Annotated in this window: 24 protein-coding genes; 15 read left to right on the top strand and 9 right to left on the bottom strand. The window is 50.9% G+C overall.

All coding sequences use genetic code 11. The features are described 5' to 3' along the window. Positions 1-9: 9 nt before the first annotated feature. Together Q1A54_RS06150 and Q1A54_RS06145 are read right to left on the bottom strand one after the other, a co-directional pair. The gene (locus tag Q1A54_RS06150) at positions 10-444 is read right to left on the bottom strand and encodes a hypothetical protein (RefSeq protein ID WP_299985910.1); all 435 of its coding nucleotides are present in this window, start codon (positions 442-444) and stop codon (positions 10-12) included. Between the two features lie 89 nt (positions 445-533). Further along, the gene (locus Q1A54_RS06145; RefSeq protein WP_299985908.1) at positions 534-1,049 is read right to left on the bottom strand and encodes a hypothetical protein; all 516 of its coding nucleotides are present in this window, start codon (positions 1,047-1,049) and stop codon (positions 534-536) included. A 470-nt stretch (positions 1,050-1,519) separates the two neighbouring features. On the opposite strand from Q1A54_RS06145, the gene Q1A54_RS06140 reads away from it, so the two are divergent. From Q1A54_RS06140 to Q1A54_RS06125, 4 genes are all read left to right on the top strand, one after another. Then, positions 1,520-3,127: a sodium:solute symporter gene (locus tag Q1A54_RS06140; protein ID WP_299985906.1), complete on the top strand. Its 1,608-nt coding sequence runs from the start codon at positions 1,520-1,522 to the stop codon at positions 3,125-3,127. Continuing rightward, positions 3,067-3,519, top strand: coding sequence for a GNAT family N-acetyltransferase (locus Q1A54_RS06135; RefSeq protein WP_299985904.1), 453 nt, complete (start codon positions 3,067-3,069; stop codon positions 3,517-3,519). The genes Q1A54_RS06140 and Q1A54_RS06135 overlap by 61 nt, the downstream gene beginning before the upstream one ends. A 4-nt stretch (positions 3,520-3,523) precedes the next feature. Further along, positions 3,524-4,597 carry an alanine/ornithine racemase family PLP-dependent enzyme gene (locus Q1A54_RS06130; protein WP_299985902.1) on the top strand — a complete coding sequence of 358 codons (1,074 nt, stop codon included), beginning with the start codon at positions 3,524-3,526 and terminating at the stop codon, positions 4,595-4,597. Positions 4,598-4,681: 84 nt separating this feature from the next. After that, positions 4,682-6,028 carry a Na+/H+ antiporter NhaA gene (locus tag Q1A54_RS06125; RefSeq protein ID WP_299985900.1) on the top strand — a complete coding sequence of 449 codons (1,347 nt, stop codon included), beginning with the start codon at positions 4,682-4,684 and terminating at the stop codon, positions 6,026-6,028. 53 nt (positions 6,029-6,081) lie between these two features. Here Q1A54_RS06125 and Q1A54_RS06120 read toward each other — a convergent pair whose 3' ends face one another. After that, on the bottom strand, positions 6,082-7,005 hold the full coding sequence (locus Q1A54_RS06120) for a universal stress protein (RefSeq protein WP_196114785.1): 924 nt from the start codon (positions 7,003-7,005) through the stop codon (positions 6,082-6,084). 160 nt (positions 7,006-7,165) lie between these two features. Here Q1A54_RS06120 and Q1A54_RS06115 point away from each other — a divergent pair, with 160 nt between their 5' ends. From Q1A54_RS06115 to mnhG, 7 genes are read left to right on the top strand one after another with little or no spacing between them, the layout of a single operon-like run. Continuing rightward, a complete protein-coding gene (locus Q1A54_RS06115) occupies positions 7,166-9,481 on the top strand; it encodes a putative monovalent cation/H+ antiporter subunit A (protein ID WP_299985896.1) in 2,316 nt (771 codons plus the stop codon). Next, the gene (locus Q1A54_RS06110) at positions 9,478-10,020 is read left to right on the top strand and encodes an MnhB domain-containing protein (protein ID WP_299985894.1); all 543 of its coding nucleotides are present in this window, start codon (positions 9,478-9,480) and stop codon (positions 10,018-10,020) included. The genes Q1A54_RS06115 and Q1A54_RS06110 overlap by 4 nt, the downstream gene beginning before the upstream one ends. A 4-nt stretch (positions 10,021-10,024) precedes the next feature. After that, the gene (locus Q1A54_RS06105; RefSeq protein WP_007661047.1) at positions 10,025-10,387 is read left to right on the top strand and encodes a Na+/H+ antiporter subunit C; all 363 of its coding nucleotides are present in this window, start codon (positions 10,025-10,027) and stop codon (positions 10,385-10,387) included. 9 nt (positions 10,388-10,396) lie between these two features. Continuing rightward, entirely contained in the window at positions 10,397-11,905 is a 1,509-nt protein-coding gene (locus tag Q1A54_RS06100; RefSeq protein ID WP_196114782.1) for a proton-conducting transporter membrane subunit, read from the top strand. A 1-nt stretch (position 11,906) separates the two neighbouring features. Beyond that, positions 11,907-12,404 (top strand): Na+/H+ antiporter subunit E, encoded by a 498-nt coding sequence (locus Q1A54_RS06095; protein WP_196114781.1) that lies wholly within the window; start codon positions 11,907-11,909, stop codon positions 12,402-12,404. Continuing rightward, on the top strand, positions 12,401-12,670 hold the full coding sequence (locus Q1A54_RS06090) for a monovalent cation/H+ antiporter complex subunit F (RefSeq protein ID WP_076421763.1): 270 nt from the start codon (positions 12,401-12,403) through the stop codon (positions 12,668-12,670). The genes Q1A54_RS06095 and Q1A54_RS06090 overlap by 4 nt, the downstream gene beginning before the upstream one ends. Before the next feature lie 3 nt (positions 12,671-12,673). Next, positions 12,674-13,075, top strand: coding sequence for a monovalent cation/H(+) antiporter subunit G (gene mnhG, locus Q1A54_RS06085; protein ID WP_196114780.1), 402 nt, complete (start codon positions 12,674-12,676; stop codon positions 13,073-13,075). 5 nt (positions 13,076-13,080) lie between these two features. On the opposite strand, the gene Q1A54_RS06080 is transcribed toward mnhG, so the two are convergent. Beyond that, positions 13,081-13,887, bottom strand: a complete 807-nt coding sequence (locus Q1A54_RS06080) for a metallophosphoesterase (RefSeq protein WP_299985887.1) — start codon at positions 13,885-13,887, stop codon at positions 13,081-13,083. A 194-nt stretch (positions 13,888-14,081) separates the two neighbouring features. On the opposite strand from Q1A54_RS06080, the gene Q1A54_RS06075 reads away from it, so the two are divergent. Continuing rightward, on the top strand, positions 14,082-15,860 hold the full coding sequence (locus tag Q1A54_RS06075) for a chloride channel protein (protein ID WP_299985885.1): 1,779 nt from the start codon (positions 14,082-14,084) through the stop codon (positions 15,858-15,860). A gap of 8 nt (positions 15,861-15,868) precedes the next feature. Here the strand turns inward: Q1A54_RS06075 and Q1A54_RS06070 are convergent, their stop codons facing one another. After that, positions 15,869-17,572 carry a hypothetical protein gene (locus tag Q1A54_RS06070; protein WP_299985883.1) on the bottom strand — a complete coding sequence of 568 codons (1,704 nt, stop codon included), beginning with the start codon at positions 17,570-17,572 and terminating at the stop codon, positions 15,869-15,871. A gap of 229 nt (positions 17,573-17,801) precedes the next feature. Here Q1A54_RS06070 and Q1A54_RS06065 point away from each other — a divergent pair, with 229 nt between their 5' ends. From Q1A54_RS06065 to Q1A54_RS06055, 3 genes are all read left to right on the top strand, one after another. Further along, complete coding sequence (locus Q1A54_RS06065; RefSeq protein ID WP_299985881.1) at positions 17,802-18,356, top strand: TetR/AcrR family transcriptional regulator; 555 nt, start codon at positions 17,802-17,804, stop codon at positions 18,354-18,356. Positions 18,357-18,381: 25 nt separating this feature from the next. Then, positions 18,382-19,239: an alpha/beta fold hydrolase gene (locus Q1A54_RS06060; protein ID WP_299985879.1), complete on the top strand. Its 858-nt coding sequence runs from the start codon at positions 18,382-18,384 to the stop codon at positions 19,237-19,239. Between the two features lie 65 nt (positions 19,240-19,304). Beyond that, positions 19,305-19,901: a hypothetical protein gene (locus tag Q1A54_RS06055; RefSeq protein WP_299985877.1), complete on the top strand. Its 597-nt coding sequence runs from the start codon at positions 19,305-19,307 to the stop codon at positions 19,899-19,901. A gap of 51 nt (positions 19,902-19,952) precedes the next feature. Here the strand turns inward: Q1A54_RS06055 and hisIE are convergent, their stop codons facing one another. The 4 genes from hisIE to hisH all read right to left on the bottom strand — a co-directional run bounded on the left by hisIE (position 19,953) and on the right by hisH (position 22,695). Beyond that, on the bottom strand, positions 19,953-20,570 hold the full coding sequence (gene hisIE / locus Q1A54_RS06050) for a bifunctional phosphoribosyl-AMP cyclohydrolase/phosphoribosyl-ATP diphosphatase HisIE (RefSeq protein WP_299985875.1): 618 nt from the start codon (positions 20,568-20,570) through the stop codon (positions 19,953-19,955). A 72-nt stretch (positions 20,571-20,642) separates the two neighbouring features. Continuing rightward, positions 20,643-21,401 (bottom strand): imidazole glycerol phosphate synthase subunit HisF, encoded by a 759-nt coding sequence (gene hisF / locus Q1A54_RS06045; protein WP_299985873.1) that lies wholly within the window; start codon positions 21,399-21,401, stop codon positions 20,643-20,645. After that, positions 21,395-22,117 carry a 1-(5-phosphoribosyl)-5-[(5-phosphoribosylamino)methylideneamino]imidazole-4-carboxamide isomerase gene (gene hisA / locus Q1A54_RS06040; protein ID WP_299985871.1) on the bottom strand — a complete coding sequence of 241 codons (723 nt, stop codon included), beginning with the start codon at positions 22,115-22,117 and terminating at the stop codon, positions 21,395-21,397. The genes hisF and hisA overlap by 7 nt, the downstream gene beginning before the upstream one ends. Then, positions 22,114-22,695, bottom strand: coding sequence for an imidazole glycerol phosphate synthase subunit HisH (gene hisH / locus Q1A54_RS06035; protein WP_299985869.1), 582 nt, complete (start codon positions 22,693-22,695; stop codon positions 22,114-22,116). Before hisH ends, hisA begins: the two co-directional genes overlap by 4 nt. Positions 22,696-22,823 lie beyond the last annotated feature (128 nt).

The raw sequence follows: 22,823 nt of genomic DNA, 5'->3' as shown, positions 1-22,823 counted from the left end.
ATGTGATTCTTATTTTATTAGCTTAAAGTAGGTAATGAAGTTAATTGCATAATAGACTAAAAACATAGCAACTCCTATTCCTATACTTTCAATCACATCTTTGATTCCTAAGCGCATATCCCCAAAGAGTATTCCGCCAAAAAGTCCTGTTGAGATACTAAGGACAAGCCAAGTATAAACAAAGTTCTTTCTACTTAAGCTACCTTGATTTGTCAGGTAACTGAAAACAGGCCTTACTAAAATAAACTGTATAAAAGCGAAAGCTGCAAAAAACAGAATTAAAAGAACAATATCTGAAATCATGAATTCAGCAAGCTCTTGTAACTCTTCATTATAGCTTTCATTTCTAATCCTGTATATAAAACTTTCAAGTTTCAACAGCCCGTAAATCACAAGCGTGCCTAACAAGCAAGCAACTATATGTGAGCCTATTTTACTTTTCATACTTTACATATTTGCTAACGGCTCGTGCATAGTGTGGGCAAGGCATTGCCGAAGCCTAAACTATGAACTTTGTTGGTGTTTGTTTTTCTTTAGTCTGCTTGATGTATCCAAACGTACTTTCCTTCTTTCCAAGCTACCGTTGCACCGCCTTCTTCTTCCGTTCCAATATAAAAAGCTGGATTTTTTAGTTTGACTTCTTTTCCACCGTCAATATCTCCGTTTTCCATAAAAGTGACTTCATAAGTTACACTATCTGTAACGATGTTCCAGTTCTTTACCCAATCAAAGTCATCTCCACCATTTCCAAAATCATTGCCGGCACCAATCAGGTATTCTTTATTAGTGTTCCCGTGCTTGATTCTGATGCCCTTCTTATCATTGATGATAACAGCAAATGCCGTATCAATATATCCGTCACCGTTGAAGTCAGCAGATATGTATTTTGGATTGAGCCAGCTTGCTACTTTATCTGATGCCATTGCTTCTGTACTTCCTTCCATTTTAGTTGGTTCTGCTTCTGTTTTTGCAGCTTCTATTTTATTCTCCTGCTGTTCACAGGAAAGTAGGGCACCTAAGGCTATGAAGCAAAGGCTCTTTTTTATCATTTCTATAAATTTAAATACACACCAACTAGTGTATAGCAGGAGTACCTACTCCCACTATCTGCACTAAATCTGGTGAACCCCATCTACCCTCTATCCCTAAAACCTAGCTCACATAAATATAGCAACTACCCAATATAAACAATGCCTTGAAATTATACTTCAGTTTTTATCATTTTTATGGTAAAATACGCTTCCATTAACGGTCTGTATCATCAACCTGATTACGCACTCCAGCAACTCCTCCTAAATATTATTATCCTAACAAAATTTACCCTTTCATACCTTTTTTGCGTGCACTGTCTCCGCCTTACCTACTTAAACAATTTGCATAAAAACCACACACCATTTTAGCTAATCTTCGTCTTTAAGGCCACTTTTAACAACTAAAACAAGCTTTTCAGCACAATTTTGAGTATATTCATAATCAACGATACTAATAGCCAATACTCAAACTTATACTATTCTAATACATGCACATTCTCGACCTCACCATCTTTGTGCTCTACATGCTGGCCATGTTGGGCGTTGGATTTTACTTCCTCAAAAAGAACCAGGGTGCAGACGATTATTATGTGGGTGGCAGAGGCATGGGCAGCGGACACATTGGTCTGTCAGTAGTGGCAACGGATGTGGGCGGCGGCTTCTCCATCGGCTTAGGCGGACTAGGTTTTGTGATGGGCCTATCAGGCGCCTGGATGCTATTCACAGGACTGCTCGGTGCCTGGCTGGCGGCAGTTTTTCTTATACCTAAAGTGAAGCGCAACCCGGCATTCGACAAATTCCTCACCTTCCCACAGATTTTTGGCCACTACTTCAACGCTCGCGTGGCACTGCTGGCCGGCATCATCTCGGCCATCGGCTATACCGGCTTCACCAGCTCCCAAATACTGGCCGGGGCAAAGCTGGCAAGTGGCACATTCGTTAACCTCGATCTCAACACGGCCCTGCTGATCATGGGTATTATTGCAGTGGTCTATACTGTCATGGGCGGCCTTAAAGCGGTGATCTATACCGACACTGTGCAGTGGGCGATCCTGATGGGCGGACTTATCTTCATCGGTATACCTGTTTCCTTTCTGGCAGTCGGCGGCGGTGTGGAGCAGATCGGCTTTGGGCAGCTCACAGATTTTGCCTGGGTTTCCGAACAGTCCGGTCGCAGCATGGAAGCCATCCGCAGCACACTGCCTGCAGAGTTTCTTTCGCTGACTAACATCACCTGGCAGCAGATCGTGAACTGGGCCATCACTATTATCCCGATCTGGTTTGTAGGCATGACGCTCTACCAGCGCATCTACGCCTGCCGCGACGAAAAAACCGCCAAGCGTGCCTGGTACCTGGCCGGCTTGTTCGAATGGCCGATCATGGCATTTATGGGCGTGAGCCTGGGTATACTGGCAAGAGTGGCCGCGGAACAAGGTATGTTTGAAGCACTCGGCGTAGGCGCGGATGTTGACCCTGAATCAGGACTGCCGATGCTCCTGCGCTCAGTATTGCCGGTTGGCCTGATGGGATTGATGCTCTCAGCTTATTTCTCGGCGATTCTGTCAACTGCCGACAGCTGTCTGATGGCTTCGTCAGGCAATATTGTGACGGACGTGATCGGGCACTTTACTAAGTCAGATCCAGATTCACCTAAAATGCTGCGCCTGTCACAACTGATCACGCTGCTGGTGGGAGCCTTTGCGCTTTGGCTGGCCACTACCATGACCAACGTGCTCGACCTGATGCTCTACTCCTACGCCTTTATGGTGTCAGGCCTGTTTGTGCCGATCATCGGTGCTTTGTTCTGGAAACGCCGCAGCAGTGTGGCCGCATTCTGGGCGATGCTGGTGGGTGGCTTTACCACCATCCTGCTGCAGGTAACCGTGAATACCGAAGGCATCGTACACATGCCGTGGCTCGACCTGAGCTTTGGCTTGCCTTACGGCCTCGACCCCAATTTATTTGGCCTCATGGCTTCCCTTGTGCTTTACATTACGTTAACTATACTATACCCAAATAAAACTGGAAAAGAAAAATGGCAGAAAACAACTCCGTCCAATACGAGATCCACACCCCTACCAATCACCAGCAACTAAAACGCGACGAAGTACTTGACTTCCTCTTTGAGCACCTGGACCAGTACGGCGACGCCCGCCAAGACATCGCCAAGTGCATGGACTATGCGCTTTCGGATGCAGAGGGCAAAGGCGGTTCGGTGATCGTAGCCCGTGAAGCTGGCAAGGTAGTGGGCGCGCTGATTCTGAACAATACCGGCATGAGCGGGTATATACCGGAGAACATACTCGTATACGTAGCCGTGCATGGCAACCAGCGCGGCAAAGGTGTTGGCAAAAAGCTGGTGCAACTGGCCTCCGAAACTGCCGATGGCAGCATTGCACTGCACGTGGAGCCCGACAATCCGGCTCGCCACCTGTACGAAAAAATGGGCTTCACCAACAAATATTTAGAATACAGACTTATCAGATAATATAATGGCAGTCTTAAAACTGTGCCGCTCCAAACTCAGACACAATTACAACCACATTGACCAGGTGCTCCGTGAAAGGAACATCGACTGGGGCATTGTCACCAAGTTACTATGCGGCGAAGAGACTTTCCTGAAGGAGGTGCTTGACCTCGGCGTAAAGGAGGTGCACGACTCCAGGGTGACCAATCTGATCGCGATCAAGAACATGGCGCCTGATGTACAAACCGTCTACATCAAACCCGCTCCGAAACAAAGCATTCCCGACATTATCAAATATGCCGACGTGAGCTTTGAGACAGAGCTCGACATTATCCGGCTGCTGTCTGAAGAGGCGGAGCGGCAGAACAGAACGCATAAGATCATCATCATGATCGAGATGGGCGACCTGCGGGAAGGCGTAATGGGCGACGACCTGGTGGACTTCTATGAGCAGATCTTTAACCTGCCCGGCATTTCTGTGATTGGGCTTGGTGCGAATTTCAACTGCCTGCACGGCGTGATGCCCACACAGGACAAACTGATACAGTTGAGCCTGTACAAGCAAATCATCGAAGCGAAGTTCAACATCGAAATTCCCTGGGTGTCGGGTGGCACCTCGGTTACCATTCCGTTGCTCTTTAACCATCAGATGCCAAAGGGCATCAACCATTTCCGGATTGGCGAGGCCTTGTTTTTCGGACTCAACCTGTTTACCGGCGAAACCTTTGAAGGCATGCACGACGATGTGTTTGAGCTCAGCGCCGAAATCATTGAGCTGAACGAAAAGCCCATGATCCCGATCGGTATGCTGGCGGAGAACCCAAGTGGCGAGAGTTTCGAAATTGACGAGAGCCTTTACGGCAAAACCTCACACCGTGCCATCCTGGATGTTGGTCTGCTGGACATCAACCCGAAGTATCTTATACCCAAAGACGATGGCATGAGCGTGGTGGGTGCCAGCTCTGACATGCTGGTGGTAGAGCTTGGCGTAAACGAACAGAACTACAGGGTTGGCGATGTGCTGAACTTTAACCTGAAGTACATGGGGGCACTCAGCATCATGAACTCCCGCTACATCGCCAAAGAAGTGGTAGAATAGCAGAACAAGGTATAACAGCGCCAAAACCTTTCAGGACTTGCTACGTCTCTAAGGTGAATCTGAATATCGCTATTCCTTTATACCTTGGCTGCTCAACTCACTTTGCTCACTCGCATAACCTACTCCTTCGAAAAGTTCGAACAGGTGCTGGTGCGTGGAGGTACCCTGACACTGGTTGTTGCGCTACTGGCTCTGTCCTGGCTCAACTCCCCCTGGGGTGCCTCCTGGCTATACCTGTGGGAGAATCCGCTGACCATTTCTTTTGGAACCTACACCATAGCCAAAACGGTCAGCTATTGGGTGCAGCAGGTTTTGTTGCCTCTAGTATACCTTGTACTTGGTATGGAGCTGAAACGGGCGCTGCGTGTGGGTGAGCTGAAGGAAAGGTCCTCCATGATTTTTGCCTTAACAGCCGCTTTGGGAGGTATGCTTATCCCTGTTGCGATCTATCTATACCTGGTTCCCCCTGCTGCGCAGGAAGGCTGGCCGGTGGTGGCCACTACCGATGCGGCGGCAGTTCTGGCGCTGTTGGCGCTGGCAAGTAATTCACTGCCGCTATCCCTTCGTGTGCTTCTGTCTTCCACCGCGATCATGCAAGGTATAGGCAGTTTGTTGCTTAGCCAGGTGCTTTATACCTCCATCCAAAACCTGCTGGCGCTTTCGATTGCCACCGGTGTGTTTGGCCTGCTCGTGGTGCTGCGGGCGCTTCGCAACCGTACCATGTGGCTGTACCTTCTTCTGGGGCTTGTCATGCTGGTGAGTTTTTTGCTAGCGGGTGTGCAGGGAGCCGTGGCGGGTGTATTGCTGGCGCTGGTCATACCGATCCACTCGCGGGTGAGAGAAGAAGACTTTGTAACCTCTACTGATACTGTAATGGGACAGCTCCATGCCCTGCGCATGATGAAGCGCCCGGAACCAGGCGAAGAGATGGAAGAAGATTTTCAGGCGGCTGCGCATACCCTGCGGGCTAACTGCACAAGAGCACTGTCACCGCTGCGGCGTTTGCAGCAAAGGCTCCTGCCCTGGGCTGCTTACCTGGCCCTGCCCCTTTTTGCGCTGGCTTTTGTGCCCTTCGCCTACAACAGCTTTGCCTGGCGTGACTTGCTTGGCCCCGTACCAATGGGTGTATTCCTCGCCCTGGTCCTCGGCAAACCAATCGGTATGCTGCTTTTTGTCTGGCTGCTTTCACTCACAGGTATAGCACATAAACCTCCCGGGCTGCATTGGGGGCAACTGACAGGCGGCGCTTTGCTGCTGGGTGCTGGTTTTATACTGTCGCTCTTCCAGGCGCAGCAGGCCTTTGCTACCCCGGAGCAGCTCACGCTTGTCAAGATCAGTATTTATGCGGCCTCAGCACTGGCTGGTGTGCTCGGGATGTTGGTACTGGCAGTAGCTGGCAAGCAAAAAGACCTGCCACACCCTCAGGTATAGCAGGTCTTTAAACGCTATCGTATTTCCGCTTTAGAAGCAGGTATCAGCAGGTATTAATCGTTGCCCAGGAGAGCATCCAGGAAACCAAGCTCTTCTTTTTCCTTCTTGTAGACAATCATAGGCATGTCGTCGTTGTGGCGCAGGATTTTCTCTGTCACACTGCCCAACACAAAGAGAGCGGCGGCTGACTTTCCTTTGGCGCCAATCACCAGCATGTCGGCTCTGGCGCGCTTTGCTTCCACTACGATCAGTTCTCCCACGTCATCCTCATTTTCCTGCTTCACAAGACGCAGTGTGGCACGGTCACGCAGCTCAGGGAAACGGGCCAGTACTTGTTCAAACTTGTCGCGGGCGAAGCCTTGCATGCGTTCGTCAAAGTCTTCGTAGCTGATGCCCAGCGTAATGTAGCCGGTAGGCACTTCGTAAACATGCAGACAGGTAATGCGCACTTCCGGTCTTGTAAGCGCTGAGTGCAGGATGCGATCGAGCGCCATCAATGAGTATTCAGAGAAGTCAACGCTGACCATGATGTGGTTCAGGATCGGATCTTCATTCTCAGGCACGAACAGTACGCTCACGCGACCACTGCGCAGGATCTTCTGAGCCAGTACGCCGCTTCCGCGCAAATGGAACTTGCGGCCTACAACCACCATGTCGATCTGCTTTTCTTTCGACCAGTGCAACAGTTCTTTCAGCGGAGATCCTTCCACTACCTGCACTTCTACTTTCGAACGTTGCTCCGGTCCGAAGTAACTGTAAATCTTCTCCTCCATGGCCACACGGATCTTCTCATCGGCGGCCATGCCGTTCGGAATTCCCTTCAGCACCTCTGCAGGTATATCAAGGCTTTTCTCGGCGTGGATAAAGTATACTTTCTCTATTTCAGAAATGGAGCAAAGAAATGCGGTGTAGGAGATCAGGGTATCGTCCATTTCCGATAGGTCGAGCCCCACCATAATACGTTTCAGCGTGTTCATGATGATGTTTTGGTTTTGGGTTATCGTTTGCTGCGCTTGTCCTTTTCCTGCTCTCCCTCTCAATTTCGACCCTGACGTAACAATAAATGCGCAGATTGGTACTAAGTGTTAAATCAGCTACGAAATTAACAAGGATACATTTACAAACTAAGCATTTTTGATGTTTTTAGCTATACTCGCAGGTTTCCTGTTGGCATTTGCCGCGCCTATGCTCTACCGCTGGCTCGGCAAATGGGTATACGTGCCCATGGCCCTGCTGCCCTTATCTATTTTTATTTACCTGCTCACACTGGCTCCTGCCGTGCTGGGAGGCAACAATTTAGGCGAAGTGCAACAATGGGCTCCCTCTCTCAATATCAACCTGCACTTCTTTCTTGACGGACTCAGCCTGCTCTTTGCCCTGCTGATCACGGGCTTCGGTACACTCATTATGATATACGCGGGCGGCTACCTGAAAGGTCATCCCCTGCTTGGGCGTTTCTACCTGTACCTGACGCTGTTTATGACGGCAATGCTGGGACTGGTACTCGCAGGAAATATCATCTCGCTCTTCATTTTCTGGGAGCTCACCAGTATCAGCTCTTACTTGCTCATCGGCTTCGGGCATGACAAGGAAACATCCCGCAGTTCAGCCCTGCAGGCACTTCTCGTTACCGGGCTTGGCGGGCTGGCCCTGATGGCTGGCCTGATCCTGGTGGGCATGGCCGGCGAAACCTATACCTTGAGTGAACTGCTGGAACGGGGGCATGTGGTGACACAGCATGCGCTATACCTGCCGGCACTCGTGCTGATCCTGCTGGGTGCTTTTACCAAGTCGGCCCAGTTTCCATTTCATTTCTGGCTGCCCAATGCCATGGCGGCACCCACACCTGTCAGCGCCTACCTGCACTCGGCTACGATGGTGAAGGCGGGCGTATACCTGCTGGCCCGACTTACCCCCGTAATGGGAGGCACCGACGAATGGCAGTATACCTTAATGCTGATCGGTGGCGTCACGACCATACTGGGCGCCCTGCTCGCCACCCAGCATGTTGATCTCAAAGCCATTCTTGCCTACACTACCATCAGCGCACTGGGTCTGCTGGTGACCATGACCGGTATCGGCACCGCTCCTGCAATGGAGGCAATGGTCGTTTTTCTGCTGGCGCACGCACTCTACAAAGGCACCTTCTTCCTGGTGGCTGGCAACGTAGACCACGCCACCGGCACACGGGACCTGACCCAGCTCACCGGTCTGTCCGGCTCCATGCGCTTCACGGCTATTGCGGCACTGCTTGCCGGTATGTCCATGGCTGGCCTGCTGCCCTTCTTTGGCTTCATTGGCAAAGAGCTCGTGTATGAGGCCACCCTCGAGGAAAGTCCTTTTCGTTGGATGCTCTTTGCGGTTAGTTTCTTTTCGGGGATGGTATTTGTAGCCGTGGCGATTGCCATTGGATATGGCGTTTTCTGGCGTCGTGCTGTCAAGGCCACTCCCTTGCAGCATCCCGACAAAGCCATGCTCTACCTGCCACCGGTCATCCTGGCCAGCACCGGCCTGGTCTTTGGCCTGCTGCCGGGCTTTTTTGTAACGCCGCTGCTGCGCCGCGCCGCCGAGGCGATGCTGGGTGTGGAGCAGGTGTTTGAACTGGCGCTTTGGCATGGTTTTAACCTGGTGCTAGGCCTGAGTCTGCTCACGGTGGCGCTGGGATATATCGTTTACCGCTTTTCAAACCGACTGCTTAGCTACGCCAACCGTTTCAACGGAATCTATCGCTTTGGTCCGGCTAACCTGTACCAGCTCTCGCTCAAAGGTTTCCTGGCTGGCGCCACCAAAATTACAGCCGCCATCCAGAACGGTTACCTGCGCAGTTACATTGCTGCTATCATCACGGCACATATCGCCCTGATCGTGCTCTCCCTCTGGAAAGACGGGCCACGCCTGGAGCTCACGAATCGGCTACAGGAGCTCTCGCAATTGCGCATGTACGAGGTGGTCTTGCTACTGATGATCGTACCAGCGCTGATCTTCCTGTTTAAGTCACGCTCCCGCCTTACCTCTATTGCCGTAATGGGTATCATTGGTTATTCCATGGCGCTGTTTTACATCCTCTTCGGAGCGCCGGACGTGGCTGCCACGCAGCTGCTCATCGAAACGCTGACCGTCGTGATCTTCGTACTGATACTTCACAAACTACCGGCATTCCGCTACCTCTCACATGCCTCAGAGCGCTACAAGTATGTGCTGCTTTCACTGGCCTTCGGAGCCATGATGACTTATGTGATCCTGATCGTAAAGCAGTACCCGCTCGACTCGCAACTGAAAGCCTATTATGGCGAAAACAGCTACCTGCTCGGGCAGGGACGCAACATCGTGAACGTGATCTTGGTAGACTTCCGGGCACTGGATACGCTGGGTGAGATCGTGGTACTGGCCGTAGCAGCGATAGGTATACTGGCGATGCTGAAACTACGCATGCAGAAAGGAGACAAACCATGAAAACCGTCATTCTCGCGGTCGCCATCCGCATCCTCATACCGATCTTCATCATCTTTTCGGTCTATACCCTGTTTCGGGGCCACAACCACCCGGGCGGTGGCTTTATCGGGGGACTGATCGGGGCCATTGCCTTTGTATTTCATACTATGACGCATGGGCCGCAGCAAACCGTGGATACCTTCCTGAAGATAAATCTCTACGGCTACCCGAGGCAGCCCAACCAGAGCCGGTCCCTGTACCTGATGCGCATGATGCGGGTCAATGTGTGGCGCCGCAGAAAAATGGCTTACCATCCGGAAATTAAAGAGCGTATGATCCGCGTCGAGCCCATCTACATCATTGCCACCGGTCTGCTCCTGGCGGCTGGCAGTGGGGTCGTGGGTTTGGTACTTGGCCAGCCGTTCATGCATGCCTACTGGGCTGACTTTTACATCCCGATCATCGGCAAGCCGGGCACTCCGATCCTGTTCGATATTGGCGTTTACCTGCTGGTGATCGGGGTCGTGCTCAAAATAACTTTTGTGATGTCAGAAGAATAAAACCATGGAACTCATACTACCCTTTTTGATCGGTATCCTTTTTTCAGCGAGTCTATACCTGATTCTGCACCGGCATTTTTTTAAGCTTATTCTGGGGCTTATTTTGTTCGGCCTTGCCACTAACCTGTTCCTCTTTGTGATCGGGCGCCTCACCCGCGGGGGTTCGGCCATCATCGGGCAGGATGAGCGTGTCGCCACAGAACCTTTTGCCGATCCGGTGCCGCAGGCCCTGCTGCTCACGGCCATCGTCATCGGCTTCGGTATTCAGGCCTTCGCCATCGTGCTGATCAAGCGGGTATACCAGTCGTTCGGCACCACCGACCTCGACGACATGAACACCACCGACCAGATAGAAGAAAAACACTAAGCACACCCTATGAACCACCTGCTTATCATGTTGCCGCTGCTCATTCCGCTGTTTGGGGCTATCCTGAGCCTCTTCTCTTGGCGGTATGTGCGAGCGCAACAAGTTATCGGCATTCTGGCACAAGCCTTTATGCTGATTGCTTCCTTTCTGCTTCTCTTTGATGTGAATGACAATGGCATCCGGACAACCCAGATGGGGAGTTGGCCCGCGCCTTTCGGTATTTCCCTGGTGGCGGATCTGTTTAGCTCCATGATGGTGATCACCAGCTCGATCATCGGCATGGCCATCTACCTCTTCTCCATCAAAGGACTCGATAAAGCCCGCCAGACCTTTGGCTACTACCCGGTGCTGCTCATTCTGCAGATGGGTGTGTCCGGTGCCTGTCTGACCGGTGACCTGTTCAACCTCTTCGTGTGGTTTGAGGTGCTGCTGATCTGTTGCTTTGTGCTGATCGCGCTGGGTGGCACCAAACCGCAGTTGGAAGGGGCTATCAAGTATGTGACGATCAACTTTCTGGCATCTGGTTTTCTGCTAACAGGTATAGGCGTGGTGTACGGTATACTCGGCTCCCTCAATTTGGCGGAACTGGCTGTTCTCGTTCGTACGCCTGTATCGCACCCGGCCCTCATTACCATGGCGGGCATGTTTTTCCTGATTGCTTTCGGCATCAAGGCTGCTATATTTCCGCTGTTCTTTTGGCTGCCGGCTTCTTATCACACGCCGCCCATTGCCATCTCAGCCTTCATTGCGGGCATGCTCACCAAGGTAGGGATGTATGCGCTGATCCGCCTCTTCACGCTGGTATTTGTCACAGACCAGGAACTGACTATTCCACTTTTCACCGTGCTGGCCGGCTTCACGATGGTGATCGGGGTGTTTGGGGCGGCTTCCCAAAATGACTTCCGTAAGATCCTGTCATTTCACATCGTCAGCCAGATCGGGTATATGCTGATGGGGCTTGCACTATTCACACCACTGGCGATTGCAGGAAGTGTGTACTTTATCATCCACAATATTCTGGTCAAAACCAATCTGTTCCTGATCAGTGGTGTGGTGGCGCATAACCGGGGCACCTTCGCGCTCAAAAAGCTGGGTGGCGTATACCTGCAGCATCCTTTTCTGTCGGTGCTTTTTTTCATCTCGGCTTTCTCTCTGGCTGGCATACCGCCTTTTTCAGGTTTCTGGGGTAAGTTCATGCTGGCCAAGGCAGGCTTTGAAATCGACAGCTTTGTTATTGTGCTTGTTTCTTTGGCCGTCAGCCTGATCACTATCTTTTCGATGACTAAGATCTGGAATGAAGTTTTCTGGAAAAATAAACCCGAGACAGATCCGCTGGATGACGTGGTGACAGCACGCGAGAAAAAAGACAACCGCCTGCTCCATCTGCCAGTGCTGTTTCTGGTAATGTTCATTCTGTTTATCGGGGTGTATGCCGAGCCGGTGGTATCGATGGCGCAACTGGCAGCCGAGCAGCTCCTGAACAGCGAATTATACATCAACGCCGTATTGAAGAAATAGCATGAAAACATTTATCATCCACTTCCTGATCGCTTTCTTTGGCAGCTACATCTACTTCGAATATGGTCAGCCGATGTTTCCGTACAATGCGATCTGGGCGGTCGTGGTGGCCGTGTTCATTATGTTTATCCTGTGGCTGACCACGCCCTCCTACCATCGCTCCTACTTCCATAAACTACCGAAGGCTATCTCCTTTATCGTGTATTTTCTGAAGGAGCTGGTTGTGGCCAATCTCAAGGTAGCCTATGACATCCTGACGCCCAACTACCGTATGAAACCGACGGTGATTGCACTGCCTCTGGCAGCCTCTACCGATATGGAGATCACCTTGCTGTCGGGTATCATCACGCTCACGCCCGGCTCACTTTCCATTGATGTGAGTGCTGACCGGAAGGTGTTATACGTACATACGCTATACATCAAGCACAATGATCTGGAACTGGCCAAACAGACCATAAAACACGGTTTCGAACGCAGACTATTACAACTTACAAGATGAGTTTTTTTTCTTTCACACTGATATTTGCCATGGCTGCCCTGAGCCTCTGCCTGATCATGACCGGTATCCGGTTTGCCATTGGCCCTTCGCTGCCTGACCGCATCACGGCCTTCGACCTGTTCGTGGCCAATGTGATCGGCATCGTGGCTATTTATACTGAGCTTACTGGCAACGAAGACTTCATTGATGTTGCCATCATCTTATCCCTGTTCGGTTTTCTGGGCTCCATATCTTTTGCCTATTACCTCATGAAATCAACCCGTTAGCCTATGCTTGAAGACATTAATTTTCTACTCATCCGCGAGATTATCAGCTCGGTGCTCATCATCATCGGTGTAATGTTTATGCTGATATCCACGATCGGTCTCTTACGTTTCCCGGACTTCTACATCCGCATGTCAGCCATCACCAAAGGGGCCACACTGGGGCTGGGGCTCATTCTGTCAGGTATGGGTATCTATTTTAACGAGCCCGATATGTTTCTGAAAGTAGTGCTGATCATCGGCTTTACGTTCTTGACTTCTCCGGTAGCGGCACACGTAATCGGGCGGACCGCTGTGCGTAACAAGATCCCGTTCTGGGACCGTACCAATCTCGATGAGTTCAAGGATTACCTGCACAAGGAACACAATGTTCACCGCGACCATGAGCGTGACAATAAACAGGTATAGCTGGCTTAGTGCGTGGGATGATGAAGAAAGGGCCGGATAGACTCGGCATAGGTATTGAGGGCATCAACAGTAGTCAGGATATGATCGGGATAGGTCAGCGCGGTTAGCTTTCCTCCGAAAACGCAGCCCGTGTCAATGTTGATGGTGTTGTTTTTCCAGCGGGGCTCGCGAACCGGCGTGTGACCGTATACCACGACAGCTACGCCGGAGTAGTCAGCGGCCCAGTCGAGGCGGACAGGCAGGCCCTGGGCATCCAGCTCTCCTGTTGTGGGGCCATAGAGGCAAAGGTCGCGAACCGACTTGCTGTGCCGCCCATGCAGGCGCTCCTCCAGGCCGGCATGTGCTACCACCAGACGGCCCTCGTCCAGTATGATGTGGTGCGGCAGGTGACCCAGAAACTCTCTTACCCTTTCAATGAAGGCTTTGTTGTAATTTTCGAGCTGCGCCATGGTCAGCTCCAGACCGTGACGCACCTGCACATTGCGGCCCATCAGTTTGCGGTACAGCTTGTCGTCATGGTTGCCGCTTACACAAAGCGCTACATCCTGCTCCAGCATGTCCATTACCAGGCGCAGAACTTCCGGTGAGTTAGGCCCCCGATCCACCAGGTCGCCTACAAACACAGCCATGCAGCCATCTGGCGGCGTGACACGGTACCTGCCAGCAGCTTTGTCATCGTCTATCGTGTAGCCGAGCTTCTCGAGGAGGAGCACCAATTCGTCAAAACAGCCGTGCACATCTCCAATGACATGGAAATGGCCGTGCAAGTCTTTCAGTATCAGGTTTCCGCTTCTGTCTGGCTCGTGATGCATAGGCTGTTTTGTAATGTTTTCTGCTAGGTCTTAACCACTATATTAACTAAAAAACGGCCCTGCAGGTTAGATTTCCAATGTTATTTTTTTTCTAACGGACTAGAGTTTATACTTTTATGCGCAAGGTTTTTTTAAGACCGGACCTTTGATTGTATTTTCCGTAAACCCGGCTGACCTTTCGCGTATAGTCCCCCATGCCACAGTTCCGCAAGTATAAAATACCTCTTCTATGGCTTCGTCGCCATACTTCCACCCGTAACTTCATCCTGATTTCCAGTGTGCTGGTCGGTCTCACGGCAGGCCTTGCCGCCGTGGTGCTTAAAACGCTGGTGCATTACATTCAGCAGCTGCTGGCATATGGCAACCGCCTGCTTGAGGAGCCTGTCTGGCTGGTGGTGTTCCCGCTGGTGGGTATACTGCTGGTGGTGTTCCTGGTGCGGGTCATGTTCAACGGACAGTTGGGGCGTGGCACGGCCAGTATCCTGCATAGCATTTCGCAGAAGTCCAGCATGGTGGAGACGCATAAAATGTATTCGCATGTGCTCACTAGTGGCATTACGGCTGGCTTTGGAGGCTCGGCCGGTCTGGAGTCCCCGATTGTGGTGACAGGATCTGCCATCGGCTCCAATTTCGGACGGGAGTATCACTTGAATTACCGCGACCGTACCCTGCTACTGGCATGTGGCGCCGCGGCAGGTATAGCAGCTGTTTTTAATGCGCCTATTGCCGGTGTGCTTTTTGCCATCGAAGTCCTACTGACCGACATCAGCATTTCGGCCTTCATACCTTTGATCATTTCGGCGGTTGTGGGGGCGCTTTGCTCACGCATCATCCTGCGGGAAGAGCTGCTTTTCTTTGCAGATCAACTAGGCGTTTTCGCTGCTTCGCATGTGCCTTTCTATATCCTGCTGGGTGTACTCACCGGATTGATGTCTGTATACTATAGCCGCGCAGCCTGGCGTGTAGAAGCTCTTTTTGAGCCCTTCCAGGACCAGCCCTATCGCCGCGCCCTGGTTGGTGGTATTTTGCTCGGTTTGCTGATCATGTTGTTTCCTCCGCTTTTTGGGGAAGGCTACGGTGCTGTCAAACTCCTCGAAAGCGGCAAGCCTGAAGCACTGCTGCAAGACAGCTGGCTTTCGTTCTTTGGCACGAATGAATGGCTGGTGCTGGGCTTTGTCGGGATGCTGGCGCTGGTAAAAGTTGCGGCTACCACCTTCACCATTGCCGGTGGTGGTAACGGAGGCAACTTCGCTCCTTCCATGTTTGTGGGGGCGCACGTGGGTTTCTTTTTTAGCCGGCTCGTCAACATGCTGCAAATCCACAAATTACCGGAAGGCAGCTTTACCGTAGTCGGGATGGCCGGCATCCTGAGCGGTGTGATGCATGCTCCGCTGACCGCGGTTTTCCTGATTGCCGAAATATCTGGCGGCTATACCCTGATGATCCCGCTGATGATCGTATCGGCCTCTGCTTATGCTATGGTGAAGTACTTTGAACCCTTCTCGCTCGACACCAAGAAGCTGGCCCAGAAAGGAGAACTGCTTACCGCTAATAAAGACCGCACCGTACTGCGCATTATGCAGATCCGCCACCTGGTCGAGACTGACTTTCAACCTGTCAGGTATAGCGCCACACTGCGTGAACTGGTAGAGGTGATCGCCCACAGCCGCCGAAATTTATATCCGGTGGTGGACGAGCAGCAGAAACTAAGAGGCATCATCCTGCTCGAAGACGTGCGGGAGATCATGTTCAAGCAGGAAAAGTATGACAAGGTGCTGGTAACCGAACTGCTGTCGGCTCCGCCTGCCGTAGTGCGCCATAACGACACCATGGCTGAAGTGATGAAAAAATTTGACGAGACAGGTGCCTGGAACCTGCCCGTCCTCAAAGGTGAGCTATACCTGGGCTTCGTTTCCAAGTCAAGCATCTTTACCAAGTACCGCAAACTACTGATCAAAACGACTGGGAACTGAGCGGACGTTTACCTGTTTGGGTCGCTAAGGTCTGCGCCGATACCTTCGATACCGGCGGCTGTTCTGAAGCCGCTGACAAGGCAGTCTTTCCAGAAGTTGAAGACAGAGCGGCTTTTGGCGCGTACCACCTGAATGTCTCCGGGTCGCAGCTCTTCGCCTTTCTTCGGATTATCAGAGGTGATCACTATTTTGTTGGCTACTTTCGAGAGTATCTTCTTTCCGAATGACTGGCGCTTGTCTTCATCTTTGGTCAGTACATCCACTTTAAAGTTCTGGTAGCGAGCATTCAGGTTGCCAGTGGCTTTGTTGCGGTACAACTCCATGCTGAAATCACTTTTCTGCAGACTGCCTTCCTTCACGCTGATGAAAGTTGTAGGTTCCAGTATAGGGTTCAGCACAGCCGGATCGGCTGGTCCCGCAGTGCCCTGTATAGTATGATAGGCATTGGGATCCAGCAGGTCAAGCCGGATGGTAACGGCTATAGGCGCCTTTCCATATAGTTCCGCTTTGGCATCGATAACGGCCGGGTTGTCAGCCGACATGCGGTTCTTGTCATTGGTCACATTCGTGATGGTGGCATACAAATTCTCAAAGGTAATGATGCCTTTCTCGGTCGCTTCCTCTGCCAGTTCTTCGTAGCGGATGTGCATGCCCTGCACCTCTATTTTCGGAAGGGTCAGGCCGGTTTTCAATTGCTGGATGATGTCATGCGGCAATGGTTTGTTTCCTTTGGCCGTGAAGTTTTTCCGATCCATGTACGCGCTCAGAGACGGGTTCTTGATCACCATATGTTTAGCCACCAGGTTATTGTCCCGGGAGTGCGATGCAAAGTCTACGCCGCTCAGGTTGATCTCCGGTACCTCCAGCCGCATGGTTGACACGGCCTTGCCTTTCTGACGGGCAAGTGCCGCATTATCCAGAAGCGGGATGAGTTGCAGGTTGCCAATGTTGAGCGTCCCATCTTCCGTATTGGCTTTGAGGGCTGCAGCCTGTAAGCGATACGTTCCGTCAGGAAGGGAGAATTCAGCTTTTCCAGATTCAAACGCAATAAGCCGGGCATAATAGGCCCGCTCCTCATCTTCAAAAGCGGTACTGTCGAGCTGAAGATCTTTCACCTCCATGCTAAAGTCCCGTAAGGAGATGCGGTCTGTCTCTGCATCCTGGCCTTCACGGATACGTAGCGTCGCCTTCTCTACCTCAATCGTACCAATCTGCAGGTTTTTCATAATCCCGTCAACAGACTTGTGCAGTGGTTCGTGACTCTCTGTTGTATCCTGACGCATTTCGGTAATCAGCACGATAGGCTGAAGCACCCTAAGCTTGTTCAAATCGAGCGGCTTGCCTCTTAAGATGCCGATGAAGTTGATGCCTGCCAACACCAGTCTGTCTGTTTTGAGATCCATTAGTGTACGGGGCGCCGCTGCAACAGCAGTATCCTGCTGACTGATTTCATGTTGCTTTTCCCAAGCATCAAAGTCAGGTAACAGGTGGATGGAGTCTGCTGTGATGCGCCCGCTTAGCAGGGATGCATCAAGCCCGTTCAGCTTCAAGGTATAGAGGCCGTTTGATTCTTCTCGTACCCGCGACTCCAATTCATGCTGCAGCCAGGGGTTAAAATACTGAGATGTCAGAATAGCGGTGATTATAAAAAGAGAGGCGAGGATGAAGAGTAGCCATACCCACCATTTTTGAAAAAGCGTTTTAATTTCCACGTAGAGTCAGTTTGAGATGAATACGGGCACCTGCATTATGTGTTTATAACCTTGCTATCAGTTATATGTTCTGACCAAATGTGTATAGTTACCACATATTGCCCCTGTAGACGCTAGGTATACGCTTTTGTTAAATTATGCGTTAGATAAAATAGTGCAGGTGAAAACTCAACTTAATCTTTGAACGGACGTTCAATCATAATATATTTGAGCAAACGTTCACCCTCCCATGACCCGGTTTCAGGAAAAAAGAGAGCACAGCATTAACAGGTTAGTTGAAGTAGCCCTGAGGCTATTTGCATCGCAAGGCTATGAAGCCACCTCGATCCGCAGTATTGCCAATGAGGCAGGCATGTCACTCGGATTGCTTTACAATTACTTTAAAAGTAAAGACGAGTTGCTGGCAGAAATATTCCGCCGCGGCGTAGAAGACATCCATGCTTCCTTTGAACCCGCTTCTGAACAGGCTGGCTCAGGTATAGCGCAGCATATTCAGCAGACAGTGAAACTGCTGAAAGAAAAGAAAGACTTCTGGAAATTGCTGCACGGCATCCGGATGCAGTCAGAGGTCGTCAGGCAGTTGCTGTACGAGATGCAGGAGGAGACTGCTTACATCGAAGAGCGCATCCGACAGAATCTGATGGAGGCGGGTATTCCATTCCCTGAACTCGAAGCCAAACTTCTCTTCGCTTCCATCGATGGTATGGCCAGCCACTTTTTGTTTTACGACAATTACCCTATCGATGACGTGGCCTCCCTCCTGATCATGAAGTATAAGAAATGATTGTTGATCGTTAAAAAAACACAGGATGAAATCCCCCAAATGGCTTGACCGCATTTTATATCCCTTTGCACACCACACGCTGGCGCTGCAAGCCGGACAGATGCACTATGTAGATGAAGGGCAGGGCGAACCGATCATTTTTGTGCATGGTACGCCCACCTGGTCGTTCGTATGGCGACAGCAAATAAAAGCACTTAGCCGGACACACCGCTGCATTGCTCCTGACCATCTGGGCTTTGGCCTGTCCGACAAGCCAGATGACTTTGCCTATACACCCGAAGCTCACGCGCATAACCTGGAGCAGCTGATCGATCATCTGCAGCTGAGAGATATTACCCTTGTGGTACATGATTTTGGAGGCCCCATTGGTTTGAGTTATGCCCTGAAGCATCCGGAAAACGTTAAGCGGCTGGTCATACTGAACACCTGGATGTGGTCGCTGGAGGATGAAGCACAAATAATGAAGATCAGCGGTTTCCTCAATGGCGGCATAGGACGGTTCCTATACCTGAACCTGGGCTTTTCACCCCGCCTGCTCCTGCCTAGGGGCTATCACCAGAAACGCCACCTGAGTAAGGATGTGCACCAGCATTACTTAAAACCCCTCAGCAACAGCCGCAGCCGCATGGGCACCTGGCACTTTGCAATTTCACTCAAAGAATCGGGCCCTTGGTTTGCCAGCCTTTGGGAGCAGCATGAAAAGCTTCGTGCTATACCTAAACTGATTCTGTGGGGAGAAAAAGACAAACTGCTTCCGTTAAGCCTGCTTGAAAAGTGGCAGAACACATTCCCGGAAGCAAAAGTCAAGCGATTAGAGGCTGGTCATTTTGTGCAGGAGGAAAAGGGAGGCGAAATCGCTGACGCCATCAAAGATTTTATATAAAGAATATTTAATATTTATTGCAGCTAAAGTAATCTTTTTCATACCTTTATAGTCAAATTAAAACTATGAAAAAGATCATACTTTCTACATGGCTTTTAGTCATTACATTTCTTTCTGTATCGTGCGATAAAGAGAAGGATGAAAGCACCTCGATCATGCCAAAGGTGGAGGCTACGATGGAAAGATCTTTTAATTACCTGGAATCTGCAGAAGAGGAAAAGGCGGTCTATAGCCTTAGTCTGAAAGAGATGCAACTTGTGTCAGATGAAGAAAAGCTGCAGCTGAATTTTGCGCCGTCACAGCCCGCCACCATCGACGCGCTGGTATTTAACATCAAGCAAGCGGACCTGCTGCACGGCTATATCGGTACTTATACGGTGCGTTCCCTTTCAAATAACAAAACAGGGCGAGCGGACCTGACCTACTACCACTACTACAACAAGACCAGCAAAAGTGCCTTGTTTAGCAGCGGAAACCGTATGGAGGGGCAGATAGAGATCAAAGCTTACAATGCTACGACCGGCCTTGCAAGCGGCAACTTTGAAGTAACGATAATGAATGTCACCGATCCTACTTCCTACGGTAGCAATCAGGAAAAGCCCCGCAAGTGCAACATTACCCTGAAGGGGAAATTTAATAATCTGAATCTAGCTAACGCCTAAGCATAAGTAGAAAAAAGTATTTTGAAGACCAGTCGCCACCGCGACTGGTCTTTACTTTTTATGACGTTCTTCCAATACAGCCACCACATCGGCTAGCTCCAGACCCGTGGCTGCCAACAGCACCAGCAGGTGGTAAAGCAAGTCAGCAGCTTCCCCCTTCATCGTATCAGTTTTCCCGGCCACCGCATCAATCACGGTTTCCACGGCTTCCTCTCCTACTTTCTGGGCGATCTTGTTCACGCCTTTGTCAAACAGAAAATTGGTATAGGAAACCTCTGCCGGATTGGCCTTGCGTTGCTGTATCACCTCTTCAAGTCTGGCGATGAACTGAATCGCCGCCAAGCGTTTAGCTGATGGATCTTCGCCAAAGCAACTGGTGTCGCCGGTGTGGCAGGTAGGCCCGTTGGGGTTCACCTTGATCAAAAGCGAATCATTGTCACAATCTTCGGTGATGCTCACCACCTGTAAGGTATGGCCGGAGGTTTCGCCTTTCGTCCAGAGGCGATTTTTCGAGCGGGAGAAAAAAGTCACCAGTCCTTCTTTTTGCGTCTTGTCCAGCGCCTCCTGGTTCATGTATCCCAGCATCAGCACCTGGCTCGTAGCAGCGTCTTGTATCACAGCAGGCACTAGCCCACCCATTTTATCAAAGTCGATTTTCACGTTGTGCACGTTTAGCGTTAAATTTATGAGTCAAGTGTTTTAAAAATTCTGCACACTCACTCCATCACTCGTTCAAAATTATCAGATCCTCACTGCTATACCTTCCGTTTTCAGGTATGCCTTCAAGTCTGGAATATCAAGCTCGCGGAAGTGAAAGAGGCTGGCGGCTAGGGCAGCATCTGCATGGGCTTCCTGGAAAGCGTCGGCGAAGTGCTGCATGGTCCCTGCCCCGCCAGAAGCGATAACAGGCACGGAAACGGCTTCCGAAACGGCCTTGGTAATATCCAGCGCAAAGCCGGCCTTGGTGCCGTCGTTGTTCATGCTGGTCAGCAGGATCTCGCCTGCGCCCAACTCCACCACTTTTTTTGCCCAGTCCACGGTAGCATGTTCTGTTTCCACGGTTCCGGCGCGGGCGTATACCTTCCAGCCAGTGGCTTCAGTATACTTGGTGTCGATGGCCACGGTCACGCACTGACTGCCAAAGCGACGTGCTAAATCCTGCACCAGCTGTGGATTGCGTATAGCTGCGGAGTTAATCGACACTTTATCAGCACCGGCCTGTAACAACACCTCCACATCGGCCACGGCACTGATGCCGCCACCTACCGTGAAAGGTATGTCGATATGACGAGCAATGTCGCGCACCAGCTCAGCAAAGGTTTTGCGTTCTTCGTTGGTAGCAGTGATGTCCAGAAAAACCAGTTCGTCGGCACCCTGCTCGGCATACCACTTGGCCAACTCCACCGGGTCGCCAGCATCGCGGATATTCTCAAAACGGACTCCTTTTACGGTGCGGCCGTTTTTGATGTCCAGACAAGGTATAATGCGTTTAGTTAACATAAGAATCGCGCTAAGTCCTTTAGAGTAATCGTTCCTTCGTATATCGCCTTACCGATGATGGCACCGGTCACCCCGATCTCCTGCAGTTCCTCCAGATCCTGTACGGTTGTTACGCCGCCACTGGCAATCACTTGGGCATCCGGCAAGGTTAACTTGAGATGCCGATATGTGTTGGTCGATGGCCCCTGCAACTTGCCGTCTTTGCTAACATCGGTGCAGATGAAAAGTTTGGCCCCCGTCTTCAGATAACCTGACATAAAATCCTGCAGCGGGTATTTGCTCTCCTCGGTCCAGGCACTGATGGCGATGTTGGTGCCTTTAAAATCGGCTCCAATGATGATCTTGTCGGCTCCATACTGCAGTAGCCAGTTTTTCACTTTCTCCGGCTCACGCACCGCAATACTGCCCGCTGTGATTTGCGCTGCGCCCGCATCAAAAGCCTGTTTTACGGCTTCATCGGATTGCAAACCTCCACCAAAGTCGATGGTCAGGTTGGTATTAGCGGCAATGTTTTCGAGCACGTTTAGGTTCACCGGTTTACGGGCACGGGCACCGTCGAGGTCCACCAAATGCAGTCGCTTGATACCATTAGCTTCAAAACGTTTGGCTACTTCCAGCGGATTGCTGTCGTAGGTGGTTTGCTGGGAGAAGTCGCCTTCGGTGAGGCGCACGCATTGGCCGCCAATCAGGTCTATAGCTGGGATGATTTCCATCATAAGGCAAGGAAGTTTTTAAGGATCTGAGAACCGGCAGGACCGCTTTTTTCAGGGTGAAACTGCGCAGCGTAAAAGTTTTTGTAATGCAAAGCGGCCGAGAATGGCTCCGGATAAGAAGTCTGGGCTATGGTATACTCACTCAGCGGCACATAATAACTATGCACATAATAGGCGTATTCTCCTTCGGCTATACCTTCAAATAAAGGCGATTGCAGCTCCTCTAACTGGTTCCAGCCCATGTGCGGCACTTTCAGGTCTGTCTCGAAACGCTTCACCGGCAAAGGTATAATACCGAGCAAATCCGTGTCGCCTTCTTCAGAATGCTCGCAGAGTAACTGCATACCTAAGCAAACTCCGAAAAAAGGCTGCTCAAGTGTAGGCAGCAGCTTATCCAAGTTGCGGGCCCGTAGCTGTGCCATAGCCGAAGAGGCCTCTCCCACGCCCGGAAAGATCACTTTATCCGCCGCCTTGATCGCCTCAAAATCGCAGCTCAGCGTGGCCTGCACACCCAGCCGTTCCATCGCAAACTGCACCGACTGCACATTACCCGCCTTGTAATCAACTATAACTAGATCCATTATTTTTAATGTGTAATGAATAGTGACTAATGATTAATAAATCCTGATTTAGACAACAAAAAAAGCCTGACTCTGTTCGGAGTCAGGCTTTTGGAAAATATATTTTTAGCAAGCTAAATCAAGTCCAT

Source organism: uncultured Pontibacter sp. (genome assembly GCF_947502515.1).
Taxonomy (GTDB): Bacteria; Bacteroidota; Bacteroidia; order Cytophagales; family Hymenobacteraceae; genus Pontibacter.
The sequence above is the reverse complement of the archived record's forward strand: the minus strand, read 5'-3'. Positions and strand labels throughout refer to the sequence as shown.